A 19,747-nucleotide genomic window follows, 5' to 3' on the forward strand; every position below is an offset into this window, starting at 1 on the left:
GCCCCTGCTGCAACCGGCATCCGCCCAGAGTCGCCGAGCGAGTCAGAGAAGGCCGGCCAGGGCGGCCCACTGCAGGAGGAGCACGGTCTTGCCGTCGACGATGCGGCCGTCGGCGACCATGGCCAGGGCTTCACCGGAGGGGATCTCGAGGACTTCGATCTCCTCGCCCTCCTCGGGGAGGCCGCCTCCTGCCGACACCCGGTCGGAAGGGCCGTAGGCGGCGACGTAGAAGTGCACGCGCTCGGTGACCGAACCCGGGCTCATGTAGAGATCGAACACGTGCCGCAGCTCCCCGACCGTCACGCCGAGCTCCTCGCTCGTCTCCCTCCGGATCGCGACCTCGGGCGAGTCCTCGTCGAGAAGGCCGGCCGCGGTTTCGATGAGCATGCCGTCGGGGTGATCGTTGACGTAGGCGGGATACCGGAACTGGCGCGTCAGCAGGACCGTCCTGCGATCCGGGTCGTAGAGCAGGATCGTGGCACCGTTGCCGCGATCGTAGGTTTCGCGCTGCTGGCTGGTCTGCTTCCCGTTGCGTCCGCGGTACCGGAAGGTGGTGCGGCGCAGAACGTGCCAGCCGTCGGAGGTCACCTCCACGCGGTCCACGGTGACGTCAGGGTTCCCGTGCAGGTCGGCTCCGACCCGATCCAGGCCGGTTCTGCCCCGGCCGTCCGGGGTGTCCTCGCCGGGCCGGCCGGGCAGGGGAAGGGTCGGAAGAGAAGTCATGACTACAAACGTACGGTGATGCGCCCAGGCGACACCATCGAGCGAAGTGCCCCTGCCGCTGACCCGGGATTCTCCCTAGGATCACTGCATGCCCCCACCGACGTCCCGCATGCCAGGCCTCGCGACAGCGGGAGGGCGGCACCGTGCTGGATGAGGCCCGCTTCAACACCGTCGCGAACATGCGCGCGTCGGTGTTCTTCGACGGCCCGGACGTGCGCACCCGCTACAGCCGCTTCTGGATGCTGCTCGTTCTGTCCGCGGTCATTGCCTCGGCCGGGATCGTCGGCGACTCCACGGCGACCGTGATCGGGGCGATGATCGTCGCCCCACTGATGACGCCGATCATGGGCACCATGCTCGCGACGGTGATCGGAGACCGGGCGAACCTGCTCCGATCGCTGCTCCTGGTCGTCACAGGCGCCGCGACGGCGGTCGCGATCGGGTACCTGGTCGGCTTCCTCGTCGTCAACGACGTGCTCGCGGAGACGAACGCACAGGTCTCCGCCCGGGTCACGCCCGGCCTCATCGACCTGCTCGCGGCGCTCGGCACCGGCCTTGTCGGGTCGGTCGCACTCGTGCGCAAGGACATCTCGGACACCCTGCCCGGCGTTGCGATCGCGATCTCGCTCGTCCCGCCGCTCACCGTTGCGGGCCTCGCCCTCGAGTCCGGCTCCGTCGCCCAGTCGCTCGGCGCCCTGCTGCTCTTCGTGACCAATGTCGTGGCCATCATCGGGACGGGCGTTGTCGTGATGTCGGTCTACGGGGTGACCCGGCTCGCGCGCGACCCCCTGGCGGGTGAACCGCACCGGGGAATGGGCCGCACCATCGCCCTGCTCACCGTCATGTTCCTCGTGATCGGCGTGCCGCTCGCGATCACCAGCATCGGCATCAGTGCGCGCGCCATCGTCGAGCAGGGCGTCCATCGGGTCGCGGAGACCTGGGCGCAGTCGGTCGGCTGGGAGGTCGACACCGTGAGCACACGGGACGCCGACGTCTACATCCGCCTCGAAGGCCCGCTCCCGGTGCCCGATACGGCGACCCTCAAGGCGCTGCTGGATGCCGCGGGCGTGGACACGAGGAAGGTCACGGTCAACCTCGTCCCCATTTACTCGGTGAAGCTCGCAAATTAACGGATGTCCCCCCCGAGGGGTACTAGCGTGTCGCGGCAGTTGCGGGGTACGTTCCGTTCGTGACCGCCGGGAACGGCGGCCACGACGCATCCGTTCCTCGTACCGTCCGCTTCCTCCTGTACACCCGAGCACAGGGACTGCCGTGAATACGACCTCATCGCATCGACTACCCCGTCGACCCCGATCCACCGCCTCACACGCGGCCATGCGCCCGCGCGGCACGACCAGCGCACGCGATTCGCGTCGCGGCACACCGGGCGCCACCGCTCCGGGCGCCACCGCAGTGACGACGGGCCCGCGATGAACGTCACCGATCCCGCTGAAGTCGACCCGAGCGCGGTCATCGGCGCGGGCGCACTCATCGCCGACCTGGTGCGGGTGCGCGAGTACGCCCGGATCGGACCGGGCAGCATTCTCGGCCGCGGCGCGTACGTCGGACCCGGCGTTGTGGTGGGCCGCAACTGCATCGTGCAGGAATACGCGGTCGTCTACGAACCCGCGCTGCTCGAGGACGGGGTCTTCGTCGGGGCGGCGGCCGTGTTCACGAACGACCCGCACCCCCGTGCGATCAATGCCGACGGCTCGGCCAGGCCGGTCAGTGAGCGGTCGACGCTGGGCGTCACCGTGCGGACAGGGGCCTCTGTCGGGGCACACGCTGTGTGCCTCGCCCCGCTGACGATCGGGCGCTGGGCGATGGTGGCCGCCGGCGCGATCGTGACCGCGAATGTGCCCGACTTCGCGCTCATGGTCGGGGTCCCCGCCGAGCGGGTGGGCTGGGTCGGCCGTAGCGGCGCGACCCTCGAGCACGTCGGCGACGGCGTATGGGTTTGCCCCGTCACCGGTGAGCGCTACCGGCAGCACGACGGGCAGCTCACGCTCGAGTGAGCCGCCCCGCGCGGTTCAGGCGGCGAAGCGGTCGGTCGCCTCGATGATCGCGTCGAGGTTGCCGGGTTCCTCGAAGGAGTGCCCGGCGTCTGGAATCATGCGGAAGTCGGCCTCCGGCCAGTTCTTGTGCAGTTCCCAGGCGGTGAACGCCGGAGTGCACATGTCGTAGCGGCCCTGCACGATGACGCCGGGGATCTCGCTCAGCCGGCCGGCGTCACGGATCAGCTGCCCGGGCTCGAACCAGCCGAGGTTGCGGAAGTAGTGGTTCTCGATGCGCGCGAACGCGACCGCGAAGTCGGGCTCGGTGAACCGGGCGATCGTCGCGGGCTGCTGCAGCAGCGTGATCGTCGACGATTCCCACGTCGACCAGGCAACGCCGGCGCGCTCCCGCACGTAGCGGTCGGGGTCGTGCAGCAGGCGGCCGTAGGCCTCGATGAGCTTGCCGCGCTCGTCGACGGGGACCGGCGCGAGGAAACCCTCCCACAGGTCGGGGTAGATCGCCGCGGCACCGCCCTCGTAGAACCAGTCGAGCTCGACGGGCCGCAGGGTGAAGATGCCGCGCAGGATGAGCTCGGTCACCCGCTCCGGGTGGGTTTCGGCGTAGGCGAGGCCGAGGGAACTGCCCCAGGATCCACCGCAGACCTGCCAGCGGTCGATGCCGAGGTGCTCGCGCAGTCGTTCGATGTCGGCGACCAGGTGCCACGTCGTGTTCGCGCTGAGGTCGGCATCCGCTGTGCTCGCGTGCGGGGTGCTCTTGCCGCAGCCGCGCTGGTCGAAGAGGATGATGCGGTACTTCTCCGGGTCGAACACGCGGCGCTGCTGGGGGCTCGATCCGCCGCCGGGACCGCCGTGCAGGTAGACCGCCGGCTTGCCGTCCGGGTTGCCGGATGCCTCCCAGTAGATGGACTGGCCGTCACCGACCTCGAGCATCCCGGTTTCGTAGGGTTCCAGGTCGGGGTAGAAGGTGCGCATCTCCCGAGCCTACGGCGTTCAGGGACGGGTCAGGCCCTGCTCGTAGGCGAGGATGACGATGTGCACCCGGTCGCGGAGGCCGAGTTTCTGCAGAATCCGGCCGACGTGGGTCTTCACCGTGGACTCGGAGAGGAAGAAGCGCTCGGCGAGCTCGGTGTTGGAGAGGCCCTCGGCGATGGCGAAGAAGACCTCTCGTTCCCGGTCGGTCAGCACGTCGATGCGCGCGGCATCCGCTTCGGGGTCCTCGCCGGTCTCGGAGCCGCCCGTCCCCTCGGCGGGGAGCCTGGACCCGAACAACTCGAGCATCCGGCGCGTGACCCGGGGCGACACGGATGCCTCCCCCGAGGCGACCGCCCGGATCGCGGCGGTCAGTTCGCTCGGTTGGGCGTCTTTGAGCAGGAAGCCGCGGGCGCCGGCCTTGAGACCGCCGAACGCATACTCGTCGAGGTCGAACGTCGTGAGGATGATGATCCGGATCCCGGGGTGCGCCGCGGTGATCAGCCGGGTAGCCTCGATCCCGTCGACGCCGGGCATCCGCACGTCCATCAGGATGACGTCGGGCAGCATGCTCGCGGCGAGCCGCACGGCCGCGGCGCCGTCGCCGGCCTCGGCGACGACGGTGAAGTCATCCTCGGCCTCGAGCACCATCCGGAACCCCATCCGGAGCAGGGCCTGGTCGTCGACGAGCATGATCCGGGTCGGAGCCAGCGTGTGGTCGTGGGGAGCCGGGTCGTGGAGACCGGTCATGCGGAGGCCTGCCCCTCGTCGAGACTCATCGTCGCGCGCACCCGCCAGCCGCCGCCGCGGATCGGGCCGGCCTCGAGGGTACCGCCGTAGAGCGCGACCCGCTCGCCGAGGCCGATGATGCCGCGCCGGCCGCCCACGCTCGGCTGGGGGCCCGCGCGTGGCCGTCGTCGTCGATGACGACCTCGACCCGGTCGGGCGACGAGGAGAGCCGCACCGAGACGATGCTCGGTTGCGACGCGTAGCGCAGGGCATTGGTCAGGGATTCCTGCACGACCCGGTAGATCGTGAGCTGCACGCCGGGGCTGCCGGGCACGCGCCCGCTCAGCTCGAGCCGGGCCGGGAGCCCCGCGGAACGGAAGGAGTCCACGAGGTCGACGAGCTGGTCGGCGCCGGGCTGCGGGGCGAGCGGGGCGGTGGTCGCGGTGGTCGTTGCCGTGGCCGTCGTGGTGCCGGCCCCTGGCCCTGGTGCGGCCTGCCCGGGGGCGGATGCCGCGGCATCCGCCGTCTCGTCGTCGTCGCCGAGCACGCCGAGGAGCCTGCGCATCTCGGCCATCGAGCCGCGGCCGGTGGAGGCGACCTCACGCATCGCGGCGCGGGAGCGTTCGGGGTCGCGGACCGCGAGGGCGTCCGCGCCGTCGGCGAGCGCGACCATGACCGAGAGGCTGTGGGCGACGATGTCGTGCAGTTCGCGGGCGATCCGGGCGCGTTCGGAGCTGCGGGCGAGCTGGGCCTGCCGGTCGCGGTCGTGGGCGAGCTGGGCGGCGAGGCTGACGAGGGAGGCGACGTAGCGCATCCGGTCGCCCACGCTCACGCCGATCACGGTCGCCACGATGAGCAGGACCGCGTCCTGCGAGGCGACGCTCACCCAGGAGATGAAGGGGTTGCCCGAGCCGAAATAGGCACCGAGGGTGGAGATGCCGACCGCGGCCGCGAGGCCGATCCAGGCGCTGCGCACGTTGCGGTACACGGCGACCGCATAGAGGGCGATCATCACGGGCAGGGTGTCGCCCTGGCCGTGGTTCGGGAACGACGGGAGCAGCGCCGTGCAGGAGATGGCGAGGGCGAGCAGCGGGGCGTGCCTGCGGAAGAGCAACGCTCCGGCAATCAGTGCGGTGAGGAGCAGCGCCGAGACGATGGCGACCGGGGCGGGTCCGCCGCCCGGGCGGGTCGCGTCGACCAGGAGCACGATCGCGGTCGGGACGAGGTAGACGGCCGCGACGAGGGAATCGACGAACCAGGGGTGCCGCGCCCAGAACCGGCGGGTGACCCCCGGAGGCGTCGGTAAACGCAGGCCAGCCCCGTCCGCGAGGGGGTCGCGGCGGGGCTGGGACTGGTGGAGGTCATGCTTGGGACTCTACTTGCTGCGAACTGGGCGGATGCCGGTCACCGGTCGGTGCCGGCAGCCGGCCCTGCCTGCTCGGTCCTGTTCATTGCCGCCCGGTTACGCGTCGCGGCGCTTCAGCAGCACCGCGGCGGTGCCGAGGCTCACGACAACCCAGACGAGGACGATGATCAGGTCGACCGACCAGTCGAGTGGCACCTTGGCGAACTGCATGAGGCCGAACATGCTGATACCCGCTGACGAGATCAGGTACGGGAGCACGTCGCTCGCCCACGTGGCCGGGATCATCTGGAGTACGACCGGGAGGAGCAGGATCACGCCGAGCGCGACGGCAATGCTGCCGGCCCCGCTCCGCACGATCGTGCCGATGCCGAGTGCGAAGACCGCGACGAGGGCCAGGTACAGCGAACCGCCGAGCACGGGGAGGATGACCTCCGGGGCGAAGAGGCTCGCGTGCAGGCCCTGGCCGGAGACGATCGAGGCCGTGACGACGTAAGCCGCGATGTTACTGACGAGGCCGGCGACGAAGGTCGCGACGAACAGCACGAGGGCCTTGGCCCACAGGGCCGGCAGGCGCTTCGGCACCGCGGTCAGGGTCGAGCGGATCATGCCCGTCGTGAACTCGCCGGTGACGGCGAGCGCGCCGAGTACGGCGACGATGAGCTGGCCGAAGAACACGCCGAAGGTCGAGGCCTGCGCCACGAACCGGGCCTGGTCGGTGCCCGGAACCGTCGTGATGTCGGTCCCGGTGAGGTCGAGCGCGAGCGACATGATCGCGGCGAGCCCCATCGACACGACGAGGAGCACCGCGAAGCACCAGATCGTCGAGCGAACGGTGCTGAGCTTGATCCACTCCGAGCGGATGATGCCGAGCGCGCTGAGGTGCGGACCGGCCGGTGTCGTCGCGGGCACGAATTCCGTGCCGATGTCGGCGAGGGCTTCCGGGGTACCGGCAACCAGGATCGTGGGGGTGCTCATCGTGCTGCCTCCTGCAGTTCGGTCTCGCGCGGGTCCGGATCGTCGTTCGCGGCGGCATCCGTTGCGGCGTCTGTCGTGTCGGAATCGTCGTCGTCGAATTCCTCGTCGCCGGTGCCGCCGGTGCGGTACTCGACCTCGTTCCGGGTGAGGGACATGTACGCGTCCTCGAGGGAGGCGCTGACGCTCGTGAGTTCGTGCAGCACGATGCCGGCGGCTGCGGCCTGGTCGCCGATCTCGGCGGCCGTGATCCCGGTGATCTGGAGCACGTCCTGTTCGAGGTTCACGACGGTGACCTCGGCCTGCGCGAGCAGGGTGGCGAGTCGGGTCGCGTGCGGGCTGCGCACGCGGACGGTCGCTCCGCCGGCCTGGCCGATGATCTCGGCGACGGGGGCGTCGGCGATGACCCGGCCTCGGCCGAGCATGATGATGTGGTCGGCGGTGAGCGCCATCTCACTCATCAGGTGTGAGGAGAGCAGCACGGTGCGGCCTTCGCCGGCGAGGTGCCGCATCAGCTTGCGCACCCACTGCACGCCCTCGGGGTCGAGCCCGTTGACGGGTTCGTCGAGGATCAGGATGCCCGGGTCTCCGAGGAGGGCCGCGGCGATGCCGAGGCGCTGTCCCATGCCGAGGGAGTAGCCTCCGACGCGCTTGCGGGCGACGGAGGTGAGTCCGGTGAGCTCGATCACGTCGTCGACGCGGCTCTTCGGGATGTTGTGGGTCGCGGCCATCGCGAGCAGGTGGTTGCGCGCCGAGCGGCCCGTGTGGATCGCCTTCGCGTCGAGCAGCACCCCGACCTCGCGGAGCGGGGCACGGAGGTCCTGGTAGCGCTGGCCGTTGACGAGGACCGAGCCGGAGTCCGGCCGGTCGAGGCCGACGATCATCCGCATCGTCGTGGTCTTGCCTGCGCCGTTCGGGCCCAGCAGGCCGGTCACGGTTCCGGGCTGGATGGTGAAGTCGATCGCGTCGACCGCGACCTTGCTTCCGTAGCGTTTGGTCAGGGACTGTGCCTGAATCATCCGTCTCCTCATTCGCATCGTTGGCGGGGCCAGGCGTCGGTGGACGTCGGCCCCGCATTCACGATACGCAGGGCGCCTCACGGGGCACATCGGTCGAACGGATGCTTACCGGCCGCGGCGCGTAGTACCCCGGTACGACGGATGCCCGCCCTCGCGCCGGTTTGCGCAGGCCGCTACTTCTTGCGCGGCGCCTTCTCGTCTGCCGGGGCGTTGCCGGAGGCGCGCAGCGCGGTGTAGTAGTCGCGGGCCTCGTCCTGGCGTTCCTGCTCCGCTCCGGAGGCGATCTTCGCGCGCAGGTGCTCGGGGCTGTACCCGAAGGAGTCCACGAGGTCCTGGGCGAAGGGGCGCAGGCGGGCGATGATCCGGTCGATGTACGCCGTGACCGACTGGGCGCGCTGGGCGGACAGGCGTCCGTTGATCAGGTACCAGGCGAGGTGCTTCTCGACGAGTCCGAGCCCGAACAGGTCGCGCAGCCAGGTCAGGACCTGCTTGTTGCCGGCATCCGTCGTGTGCTCGACGGCCCGGGTGAATGCCTCCCACTGGAGGAGCTCGCCGTGCGCGCGGGCCGCCTCGATGAGTTCGTCCTGGTGCGCGTTGAACACGTCGGCGGACTGCTGCGGAGAGAGCTTGCTCGCCGGGCGGAGCTTGCCGGCGATGTCGCGGATCATGGTCTCGACCCGGTCGGTGAGCAGCTCCCGCTGCACGTTCGTCTCCCGGAGCTGGCCGACAGAGCGCGCTGTCGAACCGAAGTCGGCGACGGCCTGGCCGAGAGTGCGGAGGCCGGTGTTGTGCAGGGCACGGTCGGTGGCCTGCTGCACGACATAGCGGGCGAGGACCCCGCTGCCGGCGTCGGCGAACTTGCGGCTGAAGTCGGTGAGGAGCCGCTTGGCGACGAGCTGGAGCAGGACGGTGTTGTCGCCCTCGAACGTCGCGTAGACGTCGAGGTCGGCGCGGAGGCCGACGAGGCGGTTCTCGGCGAGGAAGCCGGCGCCGCCGCAGGCCTCCCTGGCCTCCTGGATGGTGTCCAGTGCTGCCCAGGTCGACAGCGGCTTGAGGGCTGCGGCGAGGGTTTCCAGGTCCTGGCGGTCGGCATCCGTGTCTGCGATGCCGCTGAAGACCTTGTCGAACGCGACCAGGAACTCGTCGTGGGCGAAGGTCTGCGCGTACGTCGTCGCGATGCGCGGCAGCAGCCGGCGCTGGTGGCGCTGGTAGTCGAGGATGACCTGTTCGGCCTCGCCGCCGGCCGTGAACTGGCGGCGCTGGCTGCCGTAGGTGACGGCGATGGTGAGGGCCATGGCGGATGCCTGGGTCGCGGCCCCGTCGAGGGACACCCGGCCCTGCACAAGGGTTCCGAGCATCGTGAAGAACCGGCGGCCGGGGCTGGAAATGGCGCTCGAGTACGTGCCGTCTTCGGCGACATCGCCGTAGCGGTTGAGCAGGTTCTCGCGGGGGATGCGGACGTTGTCGAAGGCGAGCCGACCGTTGTCGATGCCGTTGAGGCCGCCCTTGAGGCCGTCGTCCTCGCCGCTGACGCCGGGCAGGAACGCACCGGTCTCGTCGCGGAGGGGCATCCAGAAGGCGTGCACGCCGTGGTTCACGCCGCCCGTGATGAGCTGGGCGAAGAGCACGGCCGCGATGCCGTCGTTCGCGGCGTTGCCGAGGTAGTCCTTCCAGGCCGCGCGGAACGGGGTGTGCACGACGAATTCCTGGGTCTCGGCGTCGTAGGTCGCCGTGGTGGCGATGCTCGCGACGTCGGAGCCGTGGCCGGTTTCGGTCATCGCGAAGACGCCGGGGGTGGCGAGGCTCATGATGCCGGGCAGGTAGGCGTCGTGGTGCTTGCGGGTGCCGAGGTGCATCACGGCGGAGCCGAAGAGGCCCCACTGCACGCCGGCCTTGATCTGCAGGCTCGGGTCGGCGGTGACGAGCTCTTCGAACCCGGCGATGTTGCCGCCGTGGTTGTCTTCGCCGCCGAGGTGCACCGGGAAGGCACGGTGCACGTGGCCTTCGACGGCGAGCAGTCTCAACTGCTCGAGCACGCGCAGCCGGTGCTCGGCCATCGACAGGCCGGGGACGCCCTGGAGCTCGGGGCGTGCGGTGAGCTTGCGGGCCTCGATCCGGATCTCCGGCCAGCTGCCGAGCAGCTGGCGGCTGAGCGCCGGGACGTTGATCGTGGGGATGGGGGTGAAGGTGCCGGTGGGCTTGGGGGCGGCCGGGGAGGGCGTCGCCGGTGCGGAGGGTGCGGAGCGCTGGGCAGTGTCAACCATCATTGGTCCTTTGTTCTCGCTCGAACTCGAAGTTTCCTGCATGGAAGCTTCCTGCGCGGAAGATCGTGTAGGCAGAATTTTTCTACACACTAGGGCGGCTCGGCGACGGCCGGAAATAGTGCATGACGAGGCTACAAAGGCGGGTGCCGCGCCCGGCATCCGTCTTGTAGCTTTCCACAGGCGCCGCGCTCGAACGAGTGCCCTTAGGCACAAGAACGAGTAATCCTAAGCGCCCGCCGCCGCGACGACCTCGAGCACGCCGGCTCCGTAGGCCTCGAGTTTCTTGGCGCCGACGCCGAAGATGCCGTCGAGGTCGCCGATACCGCCGGGGTTCGCGACCGCGATCGCGATCAGGGTCGCGTCGCCGAAGACGATGTACGCGGGCACGCCCTGCTCCTTGGACACGCTCGAGCGCCAGGCCCGGAGCGCCTGGAACAACGCCTCCTGCTGCGGGGTGAGGTCGGCGGCAGCGGCCTTCGCGGCGCCGGTGCGGGCGGAGGAGGTGGACCGTGCCGCGCGCTCGGGCTCGCTGCGGAGCTCGACGGTGCGATGGCCGGCGAGGACCTCTGTGGCGATCGGGGTGAGCACGAGGGTGCCGTATTCCCCGGAGGTGGCGAGGATGCCCTGGGCGAGCAGCTGACGGACGACGCCGCGCCACTGTTGGTCGGAAAGGTCGGCGCCGATGCCCCAGGTCGCGAGCTGTTCGTGGTGGTGCTGAGTCGTGCGCGGTGTGGTCTTGCCGCGCAGGATGTCGACGATCTGGCCGGCGCCGAAACGCTGGTTGCGCTCGCGCAGCAGGCGCACGATGGTGGAGAGCAGCTTCTGGGCCGGCACGGTGCCATCCCAGCCGACGGGCGGTTCGAGGCACGTGTCGCAGTTGCCGCACGGCTCGCTCGCCTGGCCGAAGTAGCGCAGCAGGTTGACCCTGCGGCAGTGCACCGTCTCGCAGAGGGCCAGCATGGCGTCGAGGTGCGCGGAGAGCTTGCGGCGGTGGGCGAGGTCGCCGGGCGACTCGTCGATCATGCGGCGCTGCTGCACGACGTCCTGCAGGCCGTAGGCGAGCCAGCCGATCGAGGGCAGGCCGTCACGTCCGGCCCGGCCCGTCTCCTGGTAGTAGCCCTCGACGGACTTGGGCAGGTCGATGTGGGCGACGAAGCGCACATCAGGCTTGTCGATGCCCATGCCGAACGCGATGGTCGCGACGATGATCACGCCCTCCTCGCGGAGGAACCGGGACTGGTTGCGGGCGCGCACCGCCTGGTCGAGGCCGGCGTGGTACGGCAGCGCGTTGAGGCCGTTGGCGCGCAGGAATTCGGCGGTCGCCTCGACGCTCTTGCGGCTGAGCGCGTAGACGATGCCGGCGTCGTGCGGGTGCTCCGTCTTGATGAAGGAGAGCAGCTGCTTGCGCGGTTCGGCCTTCGCGACGATCCGGTACTGGATGTTCGGACGGTCGAAGCTCGCGACGAAGTGACGCGCCCCCTCGAGCTGCAGGCGCTGCGTGAGTTCCTGGTGCGTCGCATCCGTCGCCGTGGCCGTGAGCGCGATGCGCGGCACGTCGGGCCAGCGGCCGGCGAGTTCGGACAGGGCGAGATAGTCGGGGCGGAAGTCGTGGCCCCACTGCGAGACACAGTGGGCCTCGTCGATCGCGAAGAGCGCGATGGTGCCGCGCTCGAGGAAGCGCTTGGTGGCCTCGGAGGAGAGCCGCTCGGGGGCGACGTAGAGCAGGTCGAGGTTGCCGGCGAGGTAGTCGCGTTCGACGCGGGAGCGTTCGGCGGAGTCCTGGCTCGAGTTGAGGAATTCGGCGCGGACACCCACCGCGGTGAGGGCGTCGACCTGGTCCTGCATGAGCGCGATCAGCGGGGAGATGACGATGCCGGTGCCCTCGCGCACGAGGGACGGGATCTGGTAGCAGAGGCTCTTGCCGCCGCCGGTGGGCATCAGCACGACGGCGTCGCCGCCCCCGATGACCTGGTCGATGATGGCGGCCTGCTCGCCGCGGAACGAGTCGTAGCCGAACACCGTGCGCAGCGCCTCGGCGGCGGTCGCGAACTTCGCGGTGGCGCGCCGGGGCGGGGCGGATGCCTGCGCGAACGACGTGCGGATGGGTCCGGATCCGCCGGCACCGGCGCCCGGGGCGACTCGGGAGCCGTAGTCGGAGCTGTTTCCCTGGCCGTCGCCCGCTCCGTAGTCCGGGGGCGGCGGAGCGTCGTAGTCCTCCGGCGCATCGCGGTCGTCGGGCACCCACTCGTCCGGTTCACGGGGCAGTTCGGCAGTCCAACTCACCCAGCGAGTCTACCGGCGACCCCGGACACCCTCACCGGCTTTCCCCACCCCGCCCGTCTCGCGAGAGTACGAAATGTGCCCCTTCCCGTAGCGGGAAGGGGCACTTCTCCGCTTTCGCGAGCCGGGGTGGGGCGGGTTAGGGGGTGGGGCGGCGGCGGGTGAGGAGGAGGGTTGCGGCTACGGCGAGGATGACGGCAGCGGCGGCGCCGGCGATCCAGAGCAGGTCGGTGGGGGCGACCGCGCTTTGCGCGGCGCCGGGGGCGGCGGACGCGTGGGCGGCGGCACCTGGGGTGTCCGTGGGGGTGGCGGCGCCGCAGGTCGGGGCGGCGGCGAGGCCCTGCGCGAGCACCTGACCGGTGGCGGGCTGCCAGGTGAAGGTGTAGCTGCCCGAGACCGGGTGGCCGTCGGTCGAGACGACCTGCCAGGTCACCGTGTACTCCCCCGGCTGGCCGAGCTGGGCCGTGGTCTCGAGCTTCGGGCCGAAGAGGGTGACGCATCCGTCGCCGTAATAGAGAGGTGCGGAGGTCGGACCGCTGATGCGCATGGCGTTGCCGGTTCCGGTGCCGTCTAGGTTCAGCAGGGCGTCGTTGGTGGTGATGGTGAAGTGGCCTGGCTGCTCGGTCACGACCGAGTTCTCCGCGGGCGCGTACCCGACCGGATAGTTGTGCGCGGACGCCGGGGCGGCGGAGAACCCCAGCGTCGCGGCAACCACGGCCGCGACACCGAGCGCGCGCAGGGACCAGTCGCGGACGTGGTTGCTTCGCATGGTTCTCTCCTAAGCCGAGTGCTTGCGACGGGCGGTGATCGCGAGCACGAGGCCCACGACGCCGACGACGAGGCCGCCGACTCCGAGCACCCGGGCGAGCACGTCGGGGGCGGTTGCCGCGGCATCGGCCGATTCGGAGCTCGCTTCGGTGGTGGTGTCGGTGTGGGCAGCGCCGTGCTCATCGGAGGCGACGGCCGCGGTGACGGCGATCGACGGCGCCGGGTGCTCCGGTTCGGCCTCACCCTCGACGGTGTGGGCGTCCCAGTTCGTCGAACCGGTGACACAGGTCTGCACGACGGGGAACTCGAGGGTCGTGCCGGCCGCATCCGTGGGGATCTGCAGGCTGAGGTCGAACGTCGTGCGCAGGCCGTCGGCCATCGGGGTGATCGCCGTGTAGACGACGGCGCCGATCCTGTCGGTGATCGAGGTGCCGTCCTCGTCCGTCAGCGGGGTCGCGAGCGGAGTGGAGGTCTTCTCGACGGTCCAGTTGGGGTTGACCGTCGGCGTGACACTGACGACGCTCTCCGGGATGGCGATGCTGATGGAGGTCGTGGGTGATCCGGCGCAGCCGTGCGGGAGCGCGAAGCTCAGCACGGAGTACGAGCCGGCCGCGGCCGAGGACGGGTCGATGTCGATGTGGGCGCTCGCGGAGAGCGGCGCGGCAAGGGCGAGAATGCCGCCGGCGAGCAGGGCGGATGCCGCGAGGGCGGTGGTCTTGAACGTCACTGTGGTTCCTTAGATAGTTGGCGGCACCGAACAACCGGGGCATCGGGCTGCAGCGCACGCGACTGCCCCTGGTTCGGAGCGAAAAGCAAAACGGTCTGGTCTAGGCGAAACGCAGGGTCTCCGGCGGGCCGCGGTGCCGCATCACGGACAGGAGCACCCCGAGGTCTCGGGGCAGGAAGACGAGCGTCGGCGCCGGGACGCGGTGCGCCGTGCGAGCGCGGACCGGCAGGCTGCTGGCGACCAGGACCCTGCGGACGACGAGTCGCGCCGCCGCGACGAGGATGCCGAACGCACGTTCGCCATGCCGGAGGGCGACGATCGTCACGACGGCCGCCAGCAGGTGCGCGAGCGACATCAGGGCCGCGTCGAGGGGGCTGCGGACATGCCGGTCATGCTGGCCATCGGCAGGGCTGCGTGGGCGCCGGACAGTCCGGGGACGCCGGACAGTCCGGAGACGCCGGACAGTCCGGGCGCGGTCGTCGCGCCCGACTGCACCGAGAGCAGGGCGGAACCCGCCGCGTGACTGTGGGCGGGCAGGGTGCCGGCCGGGGCATCCGTTCGCAGGGAACCGCCGGATGCGCCGAGGGAGAACAGGCCGTGGAAGATCAGCTGGCTCGTGAGCACGGCCGCCGTGGTACGCCAGAGGGAGGCAGCGCGGCCGGCGAGGCCGATGCAGACGATGCCGGCGAACGCGAGGGAGATGACGACGGGAAGGAGACCGGGGGCTGCGCCGCCACCGAGGGTGTGCGACAGTGCCGCGACGAAGGTCGCGAAACCTGCGATATACCAGCCGCGAGCGAACCGTGCCCAGCGTGCGGTCATCGTTCCTCCTCCGGCCGTGTCGCTCCCACCATACCTGTGCCGGAATCGCCGGCGTGTGCCCGGTGCATGCGCCCGGTGCATGAGCCCGGTGCATGCGCCCGGTGCGTGAGCGTGAGCCCGGTGCGTGAGCCTGGGCCTGGCGGCGCGGCTCGCCTAGGCTGGATGCCTATGCTCACCGCCCTGGTCGGACTCGCCGGCGCCCTCATCTACGGGAGCGCCGACTTTCTCGGCGGCCTCGCGGCCAAGCGGCTCAGTTCGGTGCTCGTCACCGCGGTCGCCGCGAGCTCCGGGCTGCTGGTCCTGCTCGTCGCCCTGCCGTTCGTGGGAGGCGTCTGGTCGCCGGACGCCGTGCTCTGGGGCGCGCTCTCGGGGGTGACCGGTGCGATCGCGATCTCCCTCCTGTATGCGTGCCTCGCGATCGGTCCGATGAGCATCCTCTCGCCCCTGACCGCCGTGGTCTCGGCGGTCGTGCCGATGACCGCCGGCCTCGTCGGCGGCGAACGGCTCGCGCCGGTCGGATACGCCGCCCTCGGTCTCGCGCTCGTCGCGGTCGTGCTCGTGGGCTTCGTGCCGGAGAAGGGCGCGGTGCGGCCGACGACTCTCGGGGTGCTGATGGCGATCGGGTCCGGCGTCATGATCGGCGCGTTCCTGATCCTGATCGACCTGACCCCCGACGACAGCGGCCTCGTACCGCTCGTGCTCAACCGGGCGGTCAACGCCGCGATCATGTTCTCGATCGTGGGTGTGCTCGCCGTCGTCGCCGCGCGCCGGCGGCGGGTGCTCGCGGGGGCCGGCGGTACGGGCGTTGCCGTCGCCGGTTTCGGGGCGACGGATGCCGTGGCTCGCGCAGCAGACCCGGCCGCGGTTCCCGCTCACACCGGTCGGCGCTCCCGGTCCACCCTCACGATCGGCCTGACGCTCGCCGCGGTCTGCGGTCTCGTCGACGTCGCCGCGAACTTCCTGCTGCTCATCGGGATCCGCATCGGCGACCTCAGCGTGATCAGCGTGCTGACGGCGATGTACCCGGCCGGGACGATCCTGCTCGCAGCCGTCGTGCTCAGGGAGCGGATCGCGCCGGTGCAGTGGGTCGGCCTCGGTCTTGCGCTCGCGGCGGCCGCGATGCTCGCACTCGCCTGACCCGCGGCATCCGCTCACCCCTCGCCCCGAACCGTCTCGCGAGAGTACATTTTTGGCCCCTAAAACCGCGTTTTAGGGGCCAAAATGTACTCTCGCGGGACACGGGGGCGGGGTTAACGGCCGCAGGGCACCCACCGGATGGTGAGTGCCCTGCGGGTGGTGCGAGTGGAGCGGGTGTTACAGGCCGGCGAGCTCGCGGACGGCTGCGTCGCCGGGGGCGGCGTTCATGAAGCTGGCTTCGATGTCGGCGCGCTCGAGGAGCTCGTCCATGCGGCGACGACGCTGCTTCGGGATCAGCGTGACGACGGTGCCGGACTTGCCTGCACGGCCGGTACGACCGGAGCGGTGCAGGTAGGTCTTGTACTCGTCGGGGGCGTCGGCCTGGATGACCAGGTCGATGTCGTCCACGTGGATGCCGCGGGCCGCGACATCCGTCGCCACCAGCACGTTGACGCGACCGCTGGTCAGCATCTGCAGGTTGCGGGTACGGCGGGCCTGGTTCAGGTCGCCGTGCAGGCTCGTCGCCTTCACGCCGGCGTCTTCGAGCTGCTCGGCGAGCTGCTCGGCGTACGCACGGGTGCGGGAGAAGATCAGCGTCTTGCCCTGGCGGTCGACGAGCTGGCCGATGATGGCGCTCTTGTCGCGGTGCTCGATGACGAGGACCTTGTGGTCGATCGTGGAGGAGGCCTGGTCTTCACCGGCGACCTCGTGGACGGCCGGGTTCGTCAGGAACTCCTTGACGAGCGAGGCGACGCCCTTGTCGAGGGTTGCCGAGAAGAGCAGCTTCTGGCCGCCCTTCTTGGTCTGGCGCAGGATGCGCTGGACGGGCTCGAGGAAGCCCAGGTCGCACATGTAGTCGGCTTCGTCGAGGACGGTGACGACGACCTCGCTGAGGTCGAGGCGACCCTGTTCGATGAGGTCCTCGATGCGGCCGGCGGTGCCGATGATGATGTCCACGCCGCGCTGGAGGGCGCTGACCTGGCGGTACTGCGGAACGCCGCCGTAGATCTGGGTGGTGAAGAGGCCGACGCTGCGGGCGATGGGCTGCACGGTACGGTCGATCTGCAGCGCGAGCTCGCGGGTCGGGGCCAGGATGAGCGCGCGGGGCTTGCGGGCCATCTTGCGGTCCTTGGCGCCGTTGTTCTCCATCAGCTTCTCCACGAGGGAGCGCCGAAGGCGATCGTCTTGCCGGAGCCGGTCTTGCCACGGCCGAGCACGTCGCGCCCGGCGAGCACGTCCGGGATGGTCGCGGCCTGGATCGGGAACGGGCTGGCGGCACCGAGGGCGCCGAGCTCGCGGACGATGTTCTCGCCCAGGCCCAGGTCGCCGAAGGTCACGCCGACAACTTCGGCAGCCGTCGTCGCGATGGCTTCGAGGCGCTCGAGGACGACGTCGTCACCGGCGGCGAAGTGCGCCTTGGTGTCGCGGCTCGGGTAGAAGTTGCTGGAGTGGCCGCCGTCGTCGTGCGCGGAACGGTTGCTGCGGTCGGAGTGCGAACGGTCCGGGCGGTCGCCGTACGAGGGACGCTCGGTGCGAGCCGCACGGTCGGGGCGGTCGCCGTAGGAGGGACGCTCAGTGCGGGCCGGACGGTCGCCGTAGGACGGGCGGTCGGAGTGCGAACGCTCGGGACGGTCGCCGTACGAGGGACGCTCAGTGCGGGCCGGACGGTCACCGTAGGAGGGACGCTCGGTGCGGGCTGCACGGTCGCCGTAGGACGGGCGGTCGTTGTTGTAGGCCGGACGGTCGGTACGGGGACGGTCGTTGTTGTAGGCCGGACGGTCCGTGCGGGCCGGACGGTCACCGTAGGACGGGCGGTCGTTGTTATAGGTCGGACGGTCCGTGCGGGGACGGTCGTTGTTGTACGCCGGACGATCCGTGCGGGCCGGACGGTCACCGTAGGAGGGACGGTCCTTGTTATACGCCGGACGGTCGGTGCGCGGGGCGCGGTCGCCGTAGGACGGACGGTCGTTGTTGTACGACGGACGGTCGGTGCGGGGACGGTCGCTGTTGTACGACGGACGCTCAGAGCGGGCGTTGTACGTGGGGCGATCGGTATTGCTGTGCGTCGGGCGATCGGTGCGCGAGGCGCCGTTGTACGACGGACGGTCGTTGTTGTACGACGGGCGGTCGTTGCCGCGGGCGGGACGGTCGCCATAGGCGGGACGGTCATTGCTGCGGGCCGGACGGTCACCATAGGCCGGGCGGTCGTTGGTGGGGCGTCCTGCGGCGCGGTCGGCGCGTTCGCCGGCGTTCCAGCGGGCCTTCTTGGGGGCGCCCGCATCGGCCTGATAGCCGCGGTGGCCCGGGCTCTTGCTGCCGTTGTTGGATCCTCCGCGGGAGGGTCCGCCCTTGGCGGCGTACTTCGGGTCGAAGTTCTTGTTGGATCGGCTGACAGCCGGATTGTTGCTCGTAGGCATAGAAAATTCCTGGGTTGTATTGGGTACATGGCAGAACAACGACGCACATGCATCGCAACCTGAGAACCCGGGCAGTCTATGGCCGGGGCCGTTCACATACAGTGATTTTTCACCAGCGGATTACTGGGAAACCGGCCCATCCTGACTTACAAACCCATCCGCGCATACAAATGCACACGGTGTCAAGAGCCGACCTGTCAACGTTACCGGATAGTCCCCCAAAAGTCACGGACCAGTTTCGGGGCACCCCGGGTTCGGTCGCCTACCGGCAGAAGAACCGGTTCGGGAGGTACCGTGTCGTGACAGAAGGAGACGGAGATGACGCGATCGGGCGTACGGCGGACCGTGCGGCACGCGCCCCGGTGGGTGGGATCGCAGCTGACCGCGGCTCGGCTGCTGGCCGCGGCGAAGGCCGCCCTCGCCGTGGCCATCGCGTGGACGGTCGCCGGATACCTGCCGGGGGTCGCAAACGAGTATCCCTATTACGCGCCGCTCGGAGCGCTCGTCAGCATGTACCCGACGCTGATGAGTTCGGTTCGAAACTCACTGCAGACCCTCGGCGGCCTCTTCGTCGCGATCGTGCTCGCGGGTGCGGTGCTGCTCGTGAGCGGTCCGAACGTGCTGACCATATCGCTGGCCGTCGGTGTGGGCGCGCTCGTCGCCGCGACAGGGGTGTTCGGCGCGAACCGGGAGTACATCCCGGTGACGGCCCTGTTCGTGCTCATCATCGGGGGACCGAATGCGGACGGGTACTCGATCGGTTACCTCGAGCAGGTGTCCCTGGGCATCGTGATCGGCCTTGCCGTGAACCTCCTGATCCTGCCGCCCCTGACCCTCGACGCGGTCGGCCGCCAGTTGTCGCACTACCGCGGCAGGCTCGCCGGCCACCTCTCCGACCTGGCCGAGGCCCTCACCGAGAACTGGCCGCCCGAACGCGACGACTGGGCGAGCCGCGGCGACGAACTCATCAGACTCGTGCGCGACGTTCACGATGCCCTGTTCCACGCGGAAGACAGCCGCAAGGGCAACCCTCGGGCCCGCATCCACCGGCGCGACCTGGCCAGTGACCGGGACGACCTCGCCGCGCTCGAGACCGTCACGTTCCACGTGCGCGACCTCACCGATGTACTCGCCGGGGTCGCCTGGGGGCTCCGATCGCCCTCGAACTGCATCCAGAGCTCAGGCCGCCACTCGCCCGGGCCCTGCTCGCGGTCGCCGCAGTGCTGACCGAGTGGGAGTCCGGCCGGGACGGAGACGCCGTCCTGACGGACTCTGGCGCATTCGAGACGGCCGAGACCGCCGTGGCCCAGCTGACGGCCGAGTTGGACACCCGGCACGACGCCACTCCCGCGACGGCGATGGGCGCCGCGACCGCGATTTCGCTGGACCTGACCCGGATCCTCGCCGCCCTCCGCCCTCGACTGGCCCGGACCGCGACCTGATGCGGGCTGTTCCGGCGGATGCCCGGACCCGGCCTCCCGATGTCGCCGCCCGGGAATCCGCCCGGGAATCCGGCCGGGACAGTCCAAGGACCGCGAA

17 protein-coding genes and 1 pseudogene are annotated in these 19,747 nt (G+C 70.3%); 5 read left to right on the top strand and 13 right to left on the bottom strand.

Features of this window, described 5'->3' with window-relative positions; genetic code table 11:
- Positions 1-42 precede the first annotated feature (42 nt).
- Positions 43-723, bottom strand: coding sequence for an NUDIX domain-containing protein (locus RGU41_RS15130; protein WP_134446277.1), 681 nt, complete (start codon positions 721-723; stop codon positions 43-45).
- 143 nt (positions 724-866) lie between these two features.
- On the opposite strand from RGU41_RS15130, the gene RGU41_RS15135 reads away from it, so the two are divergent.
- Positions 867-1,853: a DUF389 domain-containing protein gene (locus RGU41_RS15135; RefSeq protein WP_322136753.1), complete on the top strand. Its 987-nt coding sequence runs from the start codon at positions 867-869 to the stop codon at positions 1,851-1,853.
- 300 nt (positions 1,854-2,153) lie between these two features.
- Entirely contained in the window at positions 2,154-2,738 is a 585-nt protein-coding gene (locus RGU41_RS15140; RefSeq protein ID WP_134559218.1) for an acyltransferase, read from the top strand.
- Between the two features lie 15 nt (positions 2,739-2,753).
- Here the strand turns inward: RGU41_RS15140 and pip are convergent, their stop codons facing one another.
- From pip to RGU41_RS15195, 11 genes are all read right to left on the bottom strand, one after another.
- Entirely contained in the window at positions 2,754-3,710 is a 957-nt protein-coding gene (gene pip, locus RGU41_RS15145; RefSeq protein WP_134559216.1) for a prolyl aminopeptidase, read from the bottom strand.
- Positions 3,711-3,728: 18 nt separating this feature from the next.
- On the bottom strand, positions 3,729-4,457 hold the full coding sequence (locus tag RGU41_RS15150; protein WP_134559214.1) for a response regulator: 729 nt from the start codon (positions 4,455-4,457) through the stop codon (positions 3,729-3,731).
- A 25-nt stretch (positions 4,458-4,482) separates the two neighbouring features.
- Complete coding sequence (locus tag RGU41_RS15155; RefSeq protein ID WP_322136754.1) at positions 4,483-5,643, bottom strand: sensor histidine kinase; 1,161 nt, start codon at positions 5,641-5,643, stop codon at positions 4,483-4,485.
- A gap of 255 nt (positions 5,644-5,898) precedes the next feature.
- Entirely contained in the window at positions 5,899-6,777 is an 879-nt protein-coding gene (locus RGU41_RS15160; protein WP_322136755.1) for an ABC transporter permease subunit, read from the bottom strand.
- Entirely contained in the window at positions 6,774-7,793 is a 1,020-nt protein-coding gene (locus tag RGU41_RS15165; protein ID WP_134559208.1) for an ABC transporter ATP-binding protein, read from the bottom strand. The genes RGU41_RS15160 and RGU41_RS15165 overlap by 4 nt, the downstream gene beginning before the upstream one ends.
- Before the next feature lie 173 nt (positions 7,794-7,966).
- Positions 7,967-10,057: an acyl-CoA dehydrogenase gene (locus tag RGU41_RS15170; RefSeq protein WP_134446381.1), complete on the bottom strand. Its 2,091-nt coding sequence runs from the start codon at positions 10,055-10,057 to the stop codon at positions 7,967-7,969.
- A 225-nt stretch (positions 10,058-10,282) separates the two neighbouring features.
- Positions 10,283-12,340: a DNA helicase RecQ gene (gene recQ, locus RGU41_RS15175; RefSeq protein ID WP_416172967.1), complete on the bottom strand. Its 2,058-nt coding sequence runs from the start codon at positions 12,338-12,340 to the stop codon at positions 10,283-10,285.
- 136 nt (positions 12,341-12,476) lie between these two features.
- Positions 12,477-13,106, bottom strand: a complete 630-nt coding sequence (locus RGU41_RS15180) for a copper resistance protein CopC (RefSeq protein ID WP_322136756.1) — start codon at positions 13,104-13,106, stop codon at positions 12,477-12,479.
- Positions 13,107-13,115: 9 nt separating this feature from the next.
- Complete coding sequence (locus RGU41_RS15185) at positions 13,116-13,832, bottom strand: YcnI family protein (protein WP_322136757.1); 717 nt, start codon at positions 13,830-13,832, stop codon at positions 13,116-13,118.
- A gap of 100 nt (positions 13,833-13,932) precedes the next feature.
- Positions 13,933-14,187, bottom strand: coding sequence for a hypothetical protein (locus tag RGU41_RS15190; RefSeq protein ID WP_322136758.1), 255 nt, complete (start codon positions 14,185-14,187; stop codon positions 13,933-13,935).
- Entirely contained in the window at positions 14,187-14,654 is a 468-nt protein-coding gene (locus RGU41_RS15195; protein ID WP_322136759.1) for a hypothetical protein, read from the bottom strand. Before RGU41_RS15195 ends, RGU41_RS15190 begins: the two co-directional genes overlap by 1 nt.
- Before the next feature lie 162 nt (positions 14,655-14,816).
- On the opposite strand from RGU41_RS15195, the gene RGU41_RS15200 reads away from it, so the two are divergent.
- Complete coding sequence (locus tag RGU41_RS15200) at positions 14,817-15,791, top strand: EamA family transporter (RefSeq protein WP_241984972.1); 975 nt, start codon at positions 14,817-14,819, stop codon at positions 15,789-15,791.
- A 177-nt stretch (positions 15,792-15,968) separates the two neighbouring features.
- Here the strand turns inward: RGU41_RS15200 and RGU41_RS15205 are convergent.
- Positions 15,969-18,208, bottom strand: a pseudogene (locus RGU41_RS15205) (DEAD/DEAH box helicase).
- Between the two features lie 318 nt (positions 18,209-18,526).
- On the opposite strand from RGU41_RS15205, the gene RGU41_RS15210 reads away from it, so the two are divergent.
- Both RGU41_RS15210 and RGU41_RS15215 read left to right on the top strand, forming a co-directional pair.
- Positions 18,527-19,435: an FUSC family protein gene (locus tag RGU41_RS15210; protein ID WP_322136760.1), complete on the top strand. Its 909-nt coding sequence runs from the start codon at positions 18,527-18,529 to the stop codon at positions 19,433-19,435.
- Complete coding sequence (locus RGU41_RS15215) at positions 19,429-19,650, top strand: hypothetical protein (protein WP_322136761.1); 222 nt, start codon at positions 19,429-19,431, stop codon at positions 19,648-19,650. The genes RGU41_RS15210 and RGU41_RS15215 overlap by 7 nt, the downstream gene beginning before the upstream one ends.
- The last annotated feature ends 97 nt before the right edge of the window (positions 19,651-19,747 follow it).

The organism is Cryobacterium sp. 10C3, from assembly GCF_034314285.1.
In the GTDB taxonomy this organism is placed as follows: Bacteria; Actinomycetota; Actinomycetes; order Actinomycetales; family Microbacteriaceae; genus Cryobacterium; species Cryobacterium glucosi.

Excerpts from the sequence above, each read along its gene's own strand:
- pip (WP_134559216.1), bottom strand. The coding sequence starts at position 3,710 with ATGCGCACCTTCTACCCCGACCTGGAACCCTACGAAACCGGGATGCTC.
- RGU41_RS15150 (WP_134559214.1), bottom strand. The coding sequence starts at position 4,457 with ATGACCGGTCTCCACGACCCGGCTCCCCACGACCACACGCTGGCTCCG.
- RGU41_RS15190 (WP_322136758.1), bottom strand. The coding sequence starts at position 14,187 with ATGTCGCTCGCGCACCTGCTGGCGGCCGTCGTGACGATCGTCGCCCTC.
- RGU41_RS15195 (WP_322136759.1), bottom strand. The coding sequence starts at position 14,654 with ATGACCGCACGCTGGGCACGGTTCGCTCGCGGCTGGTATATCGCAGGT.
- RGU41_RS15180 (WP_322136756.1), bottom strand. The coding sequence starts at position 13,106 with ATGCGAAGCAACCACGTCCGCGACTGGTCCCTGCGCGCGCTCGGTGTC.
- RGU41_RS15165 (WP_134559208.1), bottom strand. The coding sequence starts at position 7,793 with ATGATTCAGGCACAGTCCCTGACCAAACGCTACGGAAGCAAGGTCGCG.
- RGU41_RS15130 (WP_134446277.1), bottom strand. The coding sequence starts at position 723 with ATGACTTCTCTTCCGACCCTTCCCCTGCCCGGCCGGCCCGGCGAGGAC.
- RGU41_RS15170 (WP_134446381.1), bottom strand. The coding sequence starts at position 10,057 with ATGGTTGACACTGCCCAGCGCTCCGCACCCTCCGCACCGGCGACGCCC.
- RGU41_RS15210 (WP_322136760.1), top strand. The coding sequence starts at position 18,527 with ATGACGCGATCGGGCGTACGGCGGACCGTGCGGCACGCGCCCCGGTGG.
- RGU41_RS15140 (WP_134559218.1), top strand. The coding sequence starts at position 2,154 with ATGAACGTCACCGATCCCGCTGAAGTCGACCCGAGCGCGGTCATCGGC.
- RGU41_RS15160 (WP_322136755.1), bottom strand. The coding sequence starts at position 6,777 with ATGAGCACCCCCACGATCCTGGTTGCCGGTACCCCGGAAGCCCTCGCC.
- RGU41_RS15200 (WP_241984972.1), top strand. The coding sequence starts at position 14,817 with ATGCCTATGCTCACCGCCCTGGTCGGACTCGCCGGCGCCCTCATCTAC.